A 14,647-nucleotide genomic window follows, 5' to 3' on the forward strand; every position below is an offset into this window, starting at 1 on the left:
GGGCGTGGCAATATTGGCGTATCGGATGTTCCACCCGGACCCGAGCTTTAACACGAGGGAGATAACAATGGCAGGCCAGGAGCAGCAGCAGCCGCAGTCGCGCGACAGCCAGGTCGAAGAGGACGTGCCGGAGGCCCCTCCCGCGCCGCCCGAAGCGCAGGCGTCGGCAGCGACCCAGGGCGTGGATGACCTCCTAGACGAAATCGACGGCGTGCTGGAATCCAACGCCGAAGAATTCGTCCGGGCGTTTGTCCAAAAGGGCGGTCAGTAACCGGTCCAGCACGGCGGCGGAAGCCGCGGACGGCCGCAGATCTGGCAAGACGTTGACTTACTACGTTGAAGGAGTGCATCAGTGCAGGAATCAACCGCCCATCAGGTAGCCGCCAACGCGACGTCGTCGTTCACCGAGCATCTGCAGCGGGACCGGCCCGAACTGCTTCCCTATAACCGGGACTTACCCGCGGGAGCAGGCGCCACTCCGCTGCAGGTGCCGCACGCCACCACCATTGTGGCCATGAGCTACGACGGCGGCGTGCTGATGGCCGGGGACCGGCGGGCCACCATGGGCAACATCATCGCGAGCCGCCACATCGAGAAGGTGTTTCCCGCCGACCAGTACTCCGTGCTGGGCATTGCCGGGACAGCCGGCATAGCGATCGACCTCACCCGGCTGTTCCAGGTTGAACTTGAGCACTACGAAAAAATTGAGGGAACGCTGCTGAGCCTTGAGGGCAAGGCCAACCGGCTGGGTGCCATGATCCGCGGAAACCTGCCGATGGCGCTGCAGGGGCTGGCGGTCGTACCGCTCTTTGCCGGATTCGATACCGCCGCAGGGTTTGGCCGGCTGTTTTCCTATGACGTGACCGGCGGCCGGTACGAGGAACGCGAACATCACACCGTCGGTTCCGGATCGGTGTTTGCCCGCGGCGCCCTGAAGAAATTGTGGCGGCCCAACCTGACCGAAGCCGAAGCTGTTGCCGTCGCCGTGGAGTCCCTCTACGACGCCGCCGACGACGACTCCGCCACCGGGGGCCCCGACCCCGTACGCCAGCTGTGGCCGGTGGTGTACACGGTCAGCCGAAGCGGCGCCCGGCGCGTGCCGGAACCGGAGCTGGCCGCAGTAGCAGGCAGCATTATTGAATCGCGGACCATTGCCCGGCGGGAGGCCTGATATGACCCAGCAGTTCTATGTTTCCCCCGAGCAGCTGATGAAGGACCGTGCGGACTTCGCACGGAAGGGCATTGCCCGCGGCCGGTCCGTAGTGGTGGTCAGTTGCCAGGACGGCATTGCCCTGGTGGCTGAGAACCCCTCCCCGTCCCTGCACAAGATCGGCGAGATCTATGACAAAATCGCCTTCGCCGCGGTGGGGAAGTACAACGAGTTTGAGAGCCTCCGCCAGGCGGGCGTGAGGTACGCCGACGTCCGGGGCTATTCGTATGACCGGGAGGATGTCACCGCCCGCGGGCTGGCCAGTGTCTACGCCCAAAGCCTCGGCGCCGTGTTCACCGCGGAACAGAAACCCTTCGAAGTGGAACTGGCGGTCGCCGAAGTTGCCCCCACCCAGGAACAGGACCACCTTTACCGTCTCACCTTCGACGGGTCCATCGCCGACGAGCAGGGGTTCATCGTGATGGGCGGCCAGGCTGACCGGGTGTCATCGGCCATCGCTGACGGCTGGAACGCGTCGCTGCGGTTCCCCGGGGCGATCCGGCTGGCCATGGGCGGGCTTGTCACCGACGCCGAAGCCGGTGCACTCCCGGCCACGGCCGTCGAAGTTGCCGTCCTGGACCGGTTGTCGGAAAGCTCCCGCGGATCCCGGCGCGCATTCCGGCGATTGAACGATGCCGACATCACGGCACTGCTTGCTGAGGAGGACTGAAATGGACAAGAGAATCTTCGGTATCGAAACCGAATTCGGCATTTCGTATTCGAGCCCCGATTCGCGGCCGCTGGCCCCGGAGGAAGTGGCCCGCTACCTTTTCCGCAAGGTAGTCAGCTGGGGACGGTCGTCCAATGTCTTCCTGACCAACGGCTCACGCCTCTACCTCGACGTCGGCTCGCACCCCGAATACGCCACCGCGGAATGCGACGACCTGGCGCAGCTGATCGCCCATGACCGGGCCGGCGAACTGATCCTCGACGACCTCGTGGATGAGGCACAGTCCCGGCTGGCGGCAGAGGGCTTCAACGGCACCGTCTACCTGTTCAAGAACAACACGGATTCCGCCGGCAACTCCTACGGCAGTCACGAGAACTACCTGATCCCGAGGCGCGGGGAGTTCTCCCGGCTCGCGGAGATCCTCATCCCGTTCCTGGTCACGCGGCAGCTGATCGCCGGCGCCGGGAAAATCCTCAAGACCCCGCATGGCGCCACTTACGCGTTCTCGCAGCGCGCCGACCACATCTGGGAAGGCGTGTCATCAGCCACCACCCGGTCCCGTCCCATCATCAACACCCGGGACGAGCCGCACGCCGACGCCGAATTCTTCCGCAGGCTCCATGTCATCGTGGGCGATTCGAACATGTCCGAAACAACCGCGCTCCTCAAGGTCGGCACCGTTGACCTCATCCTGCGCATGATCGAGGCCGGGGTGATCATGCGGGACATGCGGATGGAGAACCCCATCCGCAGCATCCGCGAGATCTCCCATGACCTCAGCGGCAGGGCACTGGTCCGGCTGGCCAACGGCCGCCAGCTCACCGCCCTGGAAATCCAGCAGGAATACCTCACGAAGGTCACCGCCTTCGTCGACGAGCACGGGGCACACAACCCGCACGTGCCGCTGATCCTGGACCTGTGGGGCAGGACGCTGCGGGCCATCGAGAGCGGCGATACCAGCTCCATCGACACCGAGATCGACTGGGCCATCAAGAAGAAGCTGATGGACAACTACCGGGACCGGCACGGGCTTGGCCTGGACGCACCCCGGATCGCGCAGCTGGACCTCACTTACCACGACATTTCCCGGACCAGGGGGCTGTACTACCTGCTGCAGGCCAGGGGCGCCGTGCGCCGCGTGGTCGATGACACCGTGGTCAAGGACGCAGTGGATGCGCCGCCCCAGACCACCCGCGCCAAACTGCGGGGCGACTTCGTCCGGCGGGCGCAGGAACTCGGCCGGGACTACACCGTTGACTGGGTCCACCTGAAGCTCAATGACCGTGCCCACCAGACCATCCTCTGCAAGGATCCGTTCCGCAGCGTGGACGACCGCGTGGATGCGCTCCTGGACTCTATGGGCTGACACACAGCTTCAGGGGCTATTCTGGATAGGGCCGTTCTTCGGCCGTGAGCTGCGCCGAGCGAAATTCTTCCGGCGTGGCGTCCATCCTGCCCCGACGAAAGTTCTTACGTGCGCCGACTACTAGCAATCCTTATCCCCGGTCTGCTGCTGCTTACCGCCTGTGGAGGCGGGACGCCCGCAGCACCGGAGCCCACCAGCCAGTCCGCAGGTGATACTGCCAAGTTCGACTCCCTGAAACTGACGGACAACGGGGACAAAAAAGCTCCCGGTGTTGAGTTCACCAAGCCGCTGGACGTAGCGGAGCCCACCATCAAGGTCGTCGCCGATGGCAGCGGCGACACCGTGAAGGCGAACCAGGTGGCCAACATCTCCATCCTCGCCCTGAACGGCACCGACGGCGCCACGCTGGAAGATACCTTTGCCGGCGAACCGGAGCCCCTGGAACTGAACGAGGAACTCAAGACCGGAAGCGCGGTCATCTACAACGCGTTCGTCGGTTCCAAGATCGGTTCAACGCTGGCCCTTGCCATTCCCGGCCAGGCAGCAGCCGCTGAAGGTGCCCAGGCCCAGCCCACCCAGCTCCTGCTGATCAAGGTGCTCTCAGCTACGGATGTTGCCCCGGTGCTCGAAAAGCCCGAGGGCGAAACAGTGACCCCTCCGGCCGGCCTCCCCACCGTTAAGGACAACGACAAGGGCATCCCGGAAATCTCCGTTGAAGGCGTCGCAGCTCCGACAGCCCTCGTATCCCAGGACCTGATCAAGGGCACCGGTCCGGAGGTCAAGGAAACCGACACCCTGACGGTCAACTACGTTGGCGTCACCCTCGTGGGTGGCACCAAGTTCGATTCAAGCTTTGACCGCGGCGAAACGGCCAGCTTCGCGCTGACCGGCGTCATTCCGGGCTGGACGCAGGGACTTGCCGGCAAGACGGTGGGCTCCCGGGTCCTCCTGGTCATCCCCAAGGACCTCGCGTACGGTGATGCAGGCCAGGGCGAAGCCAAGGGTGACCTTGTCTTCGTTGTGGACATCCTCGGCGCCAAGTAGCCGCACCGCGGGCCCTCACCGGGCCCGGCAAGACCAGCAACACATCACCCGCCCAACAAATCAAAGGAGCAAGCATGTCATTTGGTCAGCGCGATTTCGACCGCCAGAAGCCGGAAATTGACTTCCCGGAAGGCGATGTCCCCACGGAACTGGTCATCACCGACCTCATTGAGGGTGACGGCGCCGAAGCGAAAGCCGGCGATACCGTCTCCACGCACTACGTAGGCGTCGCCTGGTCCACAGGCGAGGAATTCGACGCCTCATGGGGCCGCGGCGCGCCGCTGGACTTCCGTGTCGGCGTCGGCCAGGTCATCCAGGGCTGGGACCAGGGCCTCCTGGGCATGAAGGTGGGCGGCCGCCGCCGCCTGGAAATCCCCTCGGAGCTGGCCTACGGCTCACGCGGCGCCGGTGGAGCCATCAAGCCCAACGAAGCCCTGATCTTTGTGGTTGACCTTGTGGGCGTCCGCTGACGCGGAGCTCCTGAGGCCTAAGGGCGCGGTAACGATCGGAATGACCTCAGCCGATCGTTACCGCGCCTTCTGCTTTCCCCGGCGGATTTTAGTAACGTAGCGAGGGTGCCCGCATCCCGTACTGAACGCCTGCTTAATCTCCTGATCGCCCTCCTTAACACGAAATACGGCCTGCGCCGCAGCGAGCTGCGCGAAACGGTCTACCGCGACGTTTCCGGCAACGACTCCTCTTTCGGCCGGATGTTCGAACGTGACAAGGCTGACCTGCGCCACTTTGGGTTTGACGTCGAAACCGTCACCGACCTTGGCTGGAGCGAGGACGACCCCGCCACCACGCGGTACCGGATCGGCAAGGAGTCCAACCGGCTGCCGGAAGTTGAACTCAGCCCCGGTGAGTGGACCGTCATCCTGCTGGCCTCGCAATTGTGGGAACGCGCGGCCCTTGGCACCGCCGCGGCAAACGCACTGCGCAAGCTCCAGGCCTCCAGCCGCCTCACCGACGTTGAACTGCCCGTCGGAGTGCAGCCGCGGATCAAGCCGGCCGGCAGGGCCTTCGACGATCTGGTCGCGGCCATGCATGCCCAGCACCCCGTCAGCTTTTCCTACCTCGCAGGAAGCACCGGCAAGGACGAACAGCGCACGGTGGAACCATGGGGCCTGGGCAGCCGGTTCGGCCAGTGGTACCTCGCCGGCTACGACCGGATCCGCCAGGCTCCCCGGTACTTCCGGCTGTCCCGCTTGACCAGCGCCGTCACCGTCCTGGCCAAGGAGAACTACGCACCGCCCAAACACTTCAATATCCGGGCGGAACTGGACCGGCTGCCGGAACTGCCGCTGCTGACCGCGCACGTGGATGTCCGCGCCGGCCGCCTGCTGGGGCTGCGCCAGCGGGCCCTTGCGGGGACGGAAGGGCACACGCATACGCCCGACGCCGGCTACGACCGCCTGGACGTCCAGTACAGGGACGTCGAGGTTCTTGCCGAGGAACTCGCCTCCTACGGCCCGGACGCCATGGCCGTGGCGCCCGGCGAACTCATCGCCGCTGTCACGCGCAGGCTGCGGGCCGCAGCCGACTTCTGCGCGGCCCCGGTCCCGGCCATTGCCTTCCACGACCAGCCCCGGGCCGGCAACGTCCGCAAACGGACCTCCGAAGACCAGCTCAAGCGCATGCTCCAACTGGTTCCGTTTTTGGTCCATAACCAGGGACTGCACATCCAGGACGTTGCCGAACGGTTCGGCGTCAGCCGCGAGGAACTTGAAGAAGACCTGCAGATCCTCATCTGTTCCGGGCTGCCAGAGGGGTACCCGGACGACCTCCTCGATATCCAGTGGGAGGACGACCACGTGTATATCACCCAGGACCTGGACCTGAAGCGACCGGTCAGGTTCACCGTGGAGGAGGCGTGTGCGCTGCTCACCGGCCTGGAAACGCTGAACGGGCTGCCGGAACTCGCCGAAGGCGGCGCGCTGGAATCGGTCACCCTCAAACTGATGGCAGCGGCTGGCGAAGAGGGGCTGCGCGCGGGGTCCCTGGCCGGACCGGCAGTCGGGCCTGCTGACAGGGCAACGCTTGACCTCGTACGCCAGGCGGTCTCTTCCAGGTCCCAGCTGCACCTGGTCTACCTGTCGCCCCAGGGCGACCGGGTTTCCGAGCGGGACGTGGATCCCCTCCGGCTTTATTCGCTCGACAACACCTGGTATTTCGAGGCTTACTGCCATTCAGCACAGGGCCTGCGGAACTTCCGTCTCGACCGCGTGCAGGAACTCCAGCCGAACGGGAACCCGGCGACGGCCGCGCTGGAACCGAACGAAGGCTTCCCGGCCAAGCTGTTCACACCGAACGACGACGACACGATCGTAACGGTCCAGCTCACCAGGCAGGGTACCGGGTTGGCCGACGACTATTACGCCGAGCGGACATCAGAGCTGCCCGACGGGGGTTTGCTGGCAGAGATCCGCTTTGGCAACACGGCATGGCTGCCCATGTTCGTGGCCCAGCACGGCGGCTCGGTGCGCATCCTCGAACCCCGGGAGCTCGCCGACCAGTCGCGTGCCTGGATCGAGGCGTCCCTGGCCAGCTACGGGGGCTAGACTTCTCAGCATGCCTTGGTGGTCTTGGATCCTTATCTGGATAGCGCTGGTTGCGCTGTCCCTGCTGTTTTATGTCCTGTTGGGCATCCGGCTGTTCCGCCAGTTTATGGCGACGCTCAAGGACCTGGGGGCGGCCGGGGACAGGCTGGGCCATCTCAGCCCCGCCGTCCCACCGGCGCAGCCGGAACAGGCGGCGCCCGTCCAGGGCTCAGCCGTTTTTGCCTCTCCAGTGCAGATGCGACATGATTACCACACATCCAAATCAGCCCGCCGGGAGGACCGCCGCCAAAGGCGGGTCCAGCGCCGGACTGACCGTGGCCAGCGGCAGTCGCTTGGCGATCTGGACTTCACTTAGACGTAGGATGTTTTTAGAGGAAAGGAATTCCCGTGGGAAGACTCTTTGATGGCCCCTGGCCGATTGTCATTATTATCGTTGTTGCTTTGCTGCTTTTCGCTGCCCCCAAGCTTCCTGCCATGGCGCGCAGCCTTGGCCAGTCCATGCGGATCATCAAGTCCGAGGTCAAGGAAATGAAGAACGACGGCAAGACCGAAACTCCTGCCGACACAACCGGACCGGTGGAGGGCAGGATCGTCAACCACCCCCAGGCAAAGCCCGGTGAGCCGACGGACGGTACTGACGTACCGCCGTCGAACCGCGCCTGACCCACGGTGGCACTGACGAGGGGCCGCAAAGCCAACCCAGAGGGCCGGATGGCCCTCTGGGACCACCTCAAGGAACTCAAGAACCGGCTGATCAAATCCGGGATCGGCGTCCTGGTGGGCGCAATTGGCGGCTGGATACTCTACAACCCGCTGCTGTCGGCCCTCAAAGAACCGGTGGACAGGATTGCCCTCCAGACCGGCGGGGTATCTTCGGTCAACTTCTCCAACATCGGTTCGGCCTTCGATTTCCAGCTCCAGATGTCCCTCATTATCGGTCTGGTCATTTCCAGCCCCATCTGGATCTACCAGCTGTGGGCCTTCATCACCCCCGGGCTGACCAGCATGGAACGCCGCTACACCCTGGGCTACATGGCCGCGGCCGTGCCGCTCTTCCTTGCCGGCATCTGGGCCGGCTGGCTGGTTGTGCCCCAGGTTGTCCGCGCCCTCACGCAGTTCACGCCGGCCGGATTCTCCAACATCATTGACGCCAGGGACTACATCGACTTCGTCACACGGATGGTCCTTGTCCTGGGGTTCGCTTTCCTGGTCCCGGTGGTCCTGGTGGGGATAAACATGGCCGGTGTCGTCACCGGCCGGACCATCCTCAAGGCCTGGCGCATCACGGTCTTCCTGGTCTTCGTCCTGGCCGCCATCGCTGCCCCTGGAGCCGACGCGATCTCGATGTTTATGCTGGCAGGCCCGTTGCTGGTGCTCTTTTTCGCGGCCATCGGCATCTGCCTGCTCAACGACAAGCGCCGCGCCCGGCGGGTAAGCAAGCGCGAGGCTGAGACCGAGGCCACAGCCGACGTCGCGACGCCCGGAAACGAACTGAAGAACCTGTAGGCCCGCGCCCACTAGGCTGGAGTCATGTCCTCTATTTCCGGGCCGCCTCCTGCGGGGCCGTTCTCTTCCCGGCCAACCGTTCCCGCGCAGCTCTCGCCGTCTGAGAGGTACCAGGCCAGCAAGGATCGGACCACCGAGGCCGCCAGCTACCTGGGCGGTTTTATTCGAACCCTGGATTTCGAGCTGGACGACTTCCAGCGCCAGGCCTGCAGGTCCCTGCAGGAGGGCAGGGGAGTGCTGGTCGCAGCGCCCACCGGCGCCGGCAAGACCATCGTGGGCGAGTTCGCGATCTATCTCGCGCTCGAGCGGAACCTCAAAGCCTTCTACACCACGCCCATCAAGGCGTTGAGCAACCAGAAGTTTGCCGAGCTGGCGGAAAAGTACGGGGCCGAAAACGTTGGCCTCCTCACGGGAGACACCAGCATCAACGGCGAGGCACCCGTGGTGGTCATGACCACCGAAGTCCTCCGCAACATGCTCTACGCAGACTCCGCGTCGCTGGATGACCTGGGCTTTGTGGTCATGGACGAGGTGCACTACCTCGCCGACCGCTTCCGCGGCGCCGTGTGGGAGGAAGTCATCATCCACCTGCCCAGCGAAGTCCAGGTCGCTTCGCTGAGCGCCACGGTGTCGAACGCCGAAGAGTTCGGCGCGTGGCTGGACACCGTCCGCGGCGACACCGACATCATCGTCTCCGAGCACCGGCCCGTGCCGTTGTGGCAGCACGTCATGGTGGGCAAGGAGATCGTGGACCTCTTCGCGGGCGAAACCACCTTTGACGAGATCGCGCCGCCCGCCGATGCCGAAACGGGTGCCCCCGTAACGCCGGCTGCGCCGGAAGAGGCGGCCGGCCGTGGATTCGAGGTCAACCCTGACCTGTTGGCCATGGCCAGGAGCGAGAGCCAGCAGAGCTTCCGCGGGCGTTTTGGCCACGGCGGCCGCAGCCAGCGCCGGCAGCACAGGCAGCGTGGGGATGACCGTCCGGGCCCCGGCGCCCAGCCGGCCGGTGTCCGGAAGGCCAGCCGCCCCCAGGTCATCGCCAGCCTGGACCGGCAGGACCTGCTGCCTTCCATTACCTTCATCTTTTCGCGTGCGGGCTGCGACGCCGCCGTAGCGCAGTGCGTGTCCTCGGGGCTGTGGCTGACTACGGAAAAGGAGCAGCGCATCATTGCCCAGCGCGTCGACGAGGCCGGGCAGGACATCCCCTCCGAGGACCTGGATGTCCTCGGCTTCTGGACCTGGCGTGACGGCCTGCTCCGGGGCTTTGCAGCCCACCATGCAGGAATGCTGCCCACGTTCAAGGAGGTTGTGGAGAAACTGTTCGTTGAGGGCCTCGTCAAAGCGGTCTTCGCCACCGAGACGCTTGCGCTGGGCGTGAACATGCCGGCCCGCTCCGTGGTCCTGGAGAAGCTCGACAAGTTCAACGGTGAAGCCCACGTGGACATCACCGCGGGGGAGTACACCCAGCTGACGGGCCGTGCGGGGCGGCGCGGCATCGACGTCGAAGGCCACGCCGTGGTGCTGTGGCAGCCGGGAACGGACCCGACGGCGGTTGCCGGCCTCGCCTCGCGCCGTACGTATCCGCTCAACTCCAGTTTCCGGCCGACGTACAACATGAGCATCAACCTGTTGGCTCAGTTCGGCCGGGCCCGTGCCCGCGAAATCCTGGAATCCTCCTTTGCGCAGTTCCAGGCGGACCGTTCCGTTGTGGGCCTCGCCAGGCAGGTGCGCAGCAGGGAAGAGTCCCTGGCCGGTTACGCCAAGTCGATGACCTGCCATCTCGGGGACTTCACCGAATATGCCAGGCTGCGCCGGGAGCTGTCGGACGCCGAAAACATGACCTCCCGGAGCAAGTCGCGGGCGCGGAAATCGCTCAGCGATGACTCGCTGGCCAGGCTTCTGCCGGGGGACGTTGTGGACGTGCCGGGCGGCCGGGCGCCGGGTCCGGCCATTGTGCTGAGTTCGGATCACACCAGCCGGGAACCGCGGCCTGCCGTCCTGACGCTGGACAACCAGCTGCGCAGGATCGGGACCGAGGACCTGGAAGGGCCCATCGCGCCCATGACGCGGATCCGGATCCCGAAGTCCTTCAATGCCAAGGTGCCCAAGTCGCGGCGGGATCTTGCGTCGTCGGCGCGGAATGCCCTGCGGGAGAACCGGCCCCCGGCCGCCACCAGCAGCAGGGACATCGACTTCGGCCGGGCCACTGCCCTGCCCAACCAGGAAAAGCGCATCACCGAGCTGCGCCGCGCCCTCCGCGCCCACCCCTGCCATGGCTGCAGCGAGCGTGAGGACCACGCCCGGTGGTCGGAACGCTGGTGGAAGCTGAGGCGGGAAACTGATGCCCTGGTCCGGCAGATCCAGGGACGGACCAACACCATCGCCAAGACCTTCGACCGGGTCTGCGACGTACTCTCCGCCTATGGGTACCTGGAGACCGCGGCGGACGGCCGGCAGGCCATCAGCGCGGACGGCCAGCGGCTGCGGCGGATCTACGGTGAAAAGGACCTGCTGATCTCGCAGTCCCTGCGGCTGGGCGCCTTCGGTGACCTGGACGCCGTCGAAGTTGCCGCCCTCGCCAGCGTCCTGGTCTACCAGGCCAAGCGTGAGGACCGGGGCCTCCGGCCGCGGATGCCCAGTGTCTCGCTGGAATCGTCAGTGGACATCGTGATCCGTGAATGGTCCGCCCTTGAGGACGTGGAGGAGCAGAACAAGCTTCCGCTGACCGGCGAGCCGGAACTGGGTCTTGTCTGGCCGATGTACAAGTGGGCACGGGGCCGGCACCTGCAGGAAGTTCTCAACGGCACGGACCTCGCAGCGGGCGATTTTGTGCGGTGGGTCAAGCAGGTCATCGACCTGCTGGACCAGCTCGCCAAGATACCCGGGCTGGAACCCCGCCTCGCACGGCTGTGCACCGAAGCGATTTCGCTGATCCGCCGCGGCGTGGTGGCCTACTCTTCCGTGGTCTGACCTTCCTCATGCCGCGCAGCACGTGCGCAGCCCACAATTCCTAGGAGCTTTCACCGTAATGACCGAAGCAACATCTGCCGCGTCCCCGAACAAGCGCAACGTGGTGCTCTACCGCAACGGATCCGTGTACACGGCCGCTGATCCGTTTGCCACCGCCATGCTCGTTGACGGCGACACAGTCGCCTGGGTGGGTTCGGAACAGGCAGCATCCTCGATCGCGGACAGCACGATGGAGATCATTGACCTCCGTGGCAGCCTCGTCGCGCCCGGCTTTGTCGACTCCCACGTCCACTTGACCGAAACGGGTATCGCCCTGGATTCCCTGCAGCTCGGACAGGTCAGGTCGGCCCGGCAACTGCTCGACGCCGTCCAGGCCGCGCCCGGGAACGGACCTGTGCTCGGACATGGCTGGGACGAATCGACCTGGGCGGACCCGGCACTGCCTACCCCTGACGAACTCGAGCGGGCTGCGGGAGGCCGGCACGTCTACCTGTCGAGGGCCGACGTCCATTCGGCGCTTGTATCGCGTTCCCTCACCGCCGCTGCCGGCCTCACGGATCTTGACGGCTTCTCGCCTGCCGGCCACCTGAAGCGGGCCGCGCACAGTGCAGCCCGCCGGGCCACCCGGCACCTGCCCGATGAGGCTTTGCGCGGTTACCAGCGGCGCGCGCTGGCTGAGGCCGCTGCCAACGGGTACGTCGCCGCGGCAGAAATGGCGGCACCGCACATCGGCGGGGTGGCTGACCTTCGGCTGGCTGCAGCGTGGAACACCGGCGGGCCCGGGACCGAGGCTGTGCCGGAAGTCCTCCCGTACTGGGGGGAACTTGCCCTGAGCCAGGAACACGCGCAGTCGGTACTGGACGGACTGGGGGTGACCGTCAGGGGCCTTGCGGGCGACCTGAATATCGATGGTTCCATCGGCTCCAGGACCGCGGCCCTCCGCGCCGACTACAGCGACGCGGCGGGGGAGCGGGGCAGCCTCTACCTTTCGGTGGATGAGGCCGCCGCCCACCTCGCGGCGTGCTCCGTGCTTGGCATCCAGGGCGGGTTCCATGTCATTGGCGACGCCGGACTTGACACCGCCCTGGCCGCGCTTGACCTTGCCGCCGCCGAGGTGGGCGAACAACGGATCCGTTCGGCGGGCCACCGGTTCGAACACGTCGAGATCGCAGATTCCAAGGCCGTGGAACGGCTGGCGCACTACTCCGTCACGGTCAGCTCGCAGCCCGGCTTTGATGCCGCCTGGGGCGCGGCCGGCAGCCTCTATGAGCAGCGCCTCGGCAACCGCAGCAGCGGGATGAACGCCTTCGCCTCGTTCTACTCCGCCGGGGTGCCCATCACCTTCGGCAGTGACAGCCCCGTGACGCCCCTGCGCCCCTGGGCCAGTGTGCGCGCCTGCCTGGAACACCACAACAACGATCAGCGCATCTCCGCACGCGCCGCTTTCCTCGGCCACACACGGGCGGGCTGGCGTGCCGCGAAGTACCACAACCCGATGGCCGGGCAGCTCGTCCCCGGGGCGCCGGCAAGTTTCGCCGTGTGGGACGTTGAAGAACTGATGGTCCAGGTCGCCGACGGCAGGGTCCAGTCCTGGAGCACGGATCCCCGCGCCCGCACCCCGCTCCTGCCCGCACTGGACACGGGATCCGACCCTGTCTGCCTGCAGACCGTGCGTGACGGTGCCGAGCTGTACTCCAGCCCGGCCCTCCGCGCATAAATCGGGTCCGCCGGCATCACCCTATAATGGGAAGTTGCGCCCGCCAGTGATTCCACTGTGCGCCGGCGCTCTGACCGCTTTCATCCAGGAAAGGCTCTCTGTGCGCGTCCTCACCATCATTCCTACTTACAACGAGCTGGAATCGCTGCCCAAGACTCTTCAACGCCTGCGGCAGGCGGTCCCTGCATCAGATGTGCTGGTGGTGGACGACAACAGCCCCGACGGCACTGGCCAGCTGGCCGACAGCTTCGCTGCCGCTGACTCCCAGGTGCATGTCCTGCACCGCAAGGGCAAGGAAGGCCTGGGCGCCGCCTACATCGCGGGCTTCAGGTGGGGCCTCGACGCCGGCTACGACGTCCTGGTGGAAATGGACGCCGACGGCTCCCACAAGCCCGAACAGCTGCCCCTCCTCCTGGACGCCATCGAGCAGGGCGCAGACCTGGCGATGGGTTCACGGTGGGTCGCCGGCGGCAGCGTGGTCAACTGGCCGCTGTACCGCCAGGCCATCTCCCGGATTGGCAGCACCTACGCCCGCATCATGCTGGGCCTGAAGATCAAGGACGTCACCGGCGGTTACCGGGCGTTCCGCAGGACAACCCTGGAGAAACTGAACCTCGACCAGGTTGATTCGGTCGGTTACGGCTTCCAGGTGGACCTCGCCTGGCGTGTCGCGAAGATGGGCCTGAAGATTGAGGAGCGCCCCATCACTTTCGTGGAGCGTGAGCTGGGCGCGTCGAAGATGAGCGGAAACATCGTTGTGGAAGCCATGATCAACGTCACCAAGTGGGGACTGCAGGCCCGGTGGAACAAGCTCACGGGCAAGAAGGATTCCTCCCAGGCATAATCCGCTGCCGCGCGGCCTCGGCCGCCCAGCCTGGGCCACGGAGGTTCGGCGGCGCCAAAGAAGCCAAAAAAGGGGCCTTCCCGCACCGTTCTCGGTGCGGGAAGGCCCCTTTTTTGTTAGCCGGCGCTTGGCGGCTGGTGGTCTGCGGAGTTACGCAGTGCGCCGTTCGCCACGGCGTTCGCGAAGGATAGTCAGGCGGTCTTCAAGGATCTGCTCCAGCTCGGGGAGGGTCCGCCGCTCCAGCAGCATGTCCCAGTGCGTGCGGACAGCCTTTTCGTTGCTGGTGTCGGGACGCTCGCCATCGACCAGGAGCGCTTCCTTGCCGGTCTTGGAAACCCAGACCGGGGGAATTTCCGCCTCGGAAGAGAAGGTGACAAAGACCTGCTCGCCATCCTCACACCTGTATTCGACACGCTGACGCGGAGCCGGCTCAACGCCGGACTCGGTCTCCATGCTCTGCGCGCCAAGGCGCATACCCCGCAGGCTGCGATCGCTCATGTTTTCTCCCTCTGGTCGGTTCGCGGAGCAAGGCCCCACGCTAGCCGGGGGCGGTATAGCGCCGCCGGACTACTGTGTGCACTGTGCTGCATCAATTGATTCAACGCATTGCGAAGCTTTCTTGTTCCGTCGGTTCTCACCGGACCGGACAAATATCCAATTATACGGACTCGGGGTCCTGATACCAAAAAACGAGCGGCTGCCAAAACCGCAGCCGGCCCATAAGGGAAGGGGATCCGCATCAGAGTGCGGACCCCCTTC

Annotated in this window: 14 protein-coding genes; 13 read left to right on the forward strand and 1 reads right to left on the reverse strand. The window is 65.5% G+C overall.

Annotated elements, in window-relative coordinates:
• The first annotated feature begins 67 nt into the window (after positions 1-67).
• From EYS21_RS09680 to EYS21_RS09740, 13 genes are all read left to right on the forward strand, one after another.
• Positions 68-271 carry a ubiquitin-like protein Pup gene (locus EYS21_RS09680; RefSeq protein WP_131133000.1) on the forward strand — a complete coding sequence of 68 codons (204 nt, stop codon included), beginning with the start codon at positions 68-70 and terminating at the stop codon, positions 269-271.
• Positions 272-352: 81 nt separating this feature from the next.
• Complete coding sequence (prcB, locus tag EYS21_RS09685; RefSeq protein WP_131133001.1) at positions 353-1,171, forward strand: proteasome subunit beta; 819 nt, start codon at positions 353-355, stop codon at positions 1,169-1,171.
• Between the two features lies 1 nt (position 1,172).
• On the forward strand, positions 1,173-1,880 hold the full coding sequence (prcA, locus tag EYS21_RS09690) for a proteasome subunit alpha (protein ID WP_131133002.1): 708 nt from the start codon (positions 1,173-1,175) through the stop codon (positions 1,878-1,880).
• Position 1,881: 1 nt separating this feature from the next.
• Entirely contained in the window at positions 1,882-3,246 is a 1,365-nt protein-coding gene (gene pafA / locus EYS21_RS09695) for a Pup--protein ligase (RefSeq protein WP_131133003.1), read from the forward strand.
• 108 nt (positions 3,247-3,354) lie between these two features.
• Entirely contained in the window at positions 3,355-4,290 is a 936-nt protein-coding gene (locus tag EYS21_RS09700; RefSeq protein ID WP_131133004.1) for an FKBP-type peptidyl-prolyl cis-trans isomerase, read from the forward strand.
• A 74-nt stretch (positions 4,291-4,364) separates the two neighbouring features.
• Positions 4,365-4,760, forward strand: coding sequence for an FKBP-type peptidyl-prolyl cis-trans isomerase (locus EYS21_RS09705; RefSeq protein ID WP_131133005.1), 396 nt, complete (start codon positions 4,365-4,367; stop codon positions 4,758-4,760).
• A 105-nt stretch (positions 4,761-4,865) separates the two neighbouring features.
• Positions 4,866-6,851: a WYL domain-containing protein gene (locus tag EYS21_RS09710; protein WP_131133006.1), complete on the forward strand. Its 1,986-nt coding sequence runs from the start codon at positions 4,866-4,868 to the stop codon at positions 6,849-6,851.
• Between the two features lie 10 nt (positions 6,852-6,861).
• The gene (locus EYS21_RS09715; RefSeq protein ID WP_131133007.1) at positions 6,862-7,206 is read left to right on the forward strand and encodes a hypothetical protein; all 345 of its coding nucleotides are present in this window, start codon (positions 6,862-6,864) and stop codon (positions 7,204-7,206) included.
• A 32-nt stretch (positions 7,207-7,238) separates the two neighbouring features.
• Positions 7,239-7,514: a Sec-independent protein translocase subunit TatA gene (tatA, locus tag EYS21_RS09720; RefSeq protein WP_131133008.1), complete on the forward strand. Its 276-nt coding sequence runs from the start codon at positions 7,239-7,241 to the stop codon at positions 7,512-7,514.
• A 48-nt stretch (positions 7,515-7,562) separates the two neighbouring features.
• Positions 7,563-8,357, forward strand: coding sequence for a twin-arginine translocase subunit TatC (gene tatC, locus EYS21_RS09725; protein WP_131133262.1), 795 nt, complete (start codon positions 7,563-7,565; stop codon positions 8,355-8,357).
• A gap of 24 nt (positions 8,358-8,381) precedes the next feature.
• Positions 8,382-11,327, forward strand: a complete 2,946-nt coding sequence (locus tag EYS21_RS09730) for a DEAD/DEAH box helicase (RefSeq protein WP_131133009.1) — start codon at positions 8,382-8,384, stop codon at positions 11,325-11,327.
• A 58-nt stretch (positions 11,328-11,385) separates the two neighbouring features.
• Complete coding sequence (locus EYS21_RS09735; RefSeq protein WP_131133010.1) at positions 11,386-13,044, forward strand: amidohydrolase family protein; 1,659 nt, start codon at positions 11,386-11,388, stop codon at positions 13,042-13,044.
• A 100-nt stretch (positions 13,045-13,144) separates the two neighbouring features.
• Entirely contained in the window at positions 13,145-13,888 is a 744-nt protein-coding gene (locus EYS21_RS09740; RefSeq protein ID WP_131133011.1) for a polyprenol monophosphomannose synthase, read from the forward strand.
• A 150-nt stretch (positions 13,889-14,038) separates the two neighbouring features.
• On the opposite strand, the gene EYS21_RS09745 is transcribed toward EYS21_RS09740, so the two are convergent.
• A complete protein-coding gene (locus EYS21_RS09745) occupies positions 14,039-14,386 on the reverse strand; it encodes an RNA polymerase-binding protein RbpA (RefSeq protein WP_066291394.1) in 348 nt (115 codons plus the stop codon).
• Positions 14,387-14,647 lie beyond the last annotated feature (261 nt).

This window comes from Arthrobacter sp. S39 (assembly GCF_004320525.1).
In the GTDB taxonomy this organism is placed as follows: domain Bacteria; phylum Actinomycetota; class Actinomycetes; order Actinomycetales; family Micrococcaceae; genus Arthrobacter.

Excerpts from the sequence above, each read along its gene's own strand:
- EYS21_RS09680 (WP_131133000.1), top strand. The coding sequence starts at position 68 with ATGGCAGGCCAGGAGCAGCAGCAGCCGCAGTCGCGCGACAGCCAGGTC.
- prcA (WP_131133002.1), top strand. The coding sequence starts at position 1,173 with ATGACCCAGCAGTTCTATGTTTCCCCCGAGCAGCTGATGAAGGACCGT.
- pafA (WP_131133003.1), top strand. The coding sequence starts at position 1,882 with ATGGACAAGAGAATCTTCGGTATCGAAACCGAATTCGGCATTTCGTAT.
- EYS21_RS09705 (WP_131133005.1), top strand. The coding sequence starts at position 4,365 with ATGTCATTTGGTCAGCGCGATTTCGACCGCCAGAAGCCGGAAATTGAC.
- EYS21_RS09715 (WP_131133007.1), top strand. The coding sequence starts at position 6,862 with ATGCCTTGGTGGTCTTGGATCCTTATCTGGATAGCGCTGGTTGCGCTG.
- tatC (WP_131133262.1), top strand. The coding sequence starts at position 7,563 with ATGGCCCTCTGGGACCACCTCAAGGAACTCAAGAACCGGCTGATCAAA.
- EYS21_RS09730 (WP_131133009.1), top strand. The coding sequence starts at position 8,382 with ATGTCCTCTATTTCCGGGCCGCCTCCTGCGGGGCCGTTCTCTTCCCGG.
- EYS21_RS09735 (WP_131133010.1), top strand. The coding sequence starts at position 11,386 with ATGACCGAAGCAACATCTGCCGCGTCCCCGAACAAGCGCAACGTGGTG.
- EYS21_RS09745 (WP_066291394.1), bottom strand. The coding sequence starts at position 14,386 with ATGAGCGATCGCAGCCTGCGGGGTATGCGCCTTGGCGCGCAGAGCATG.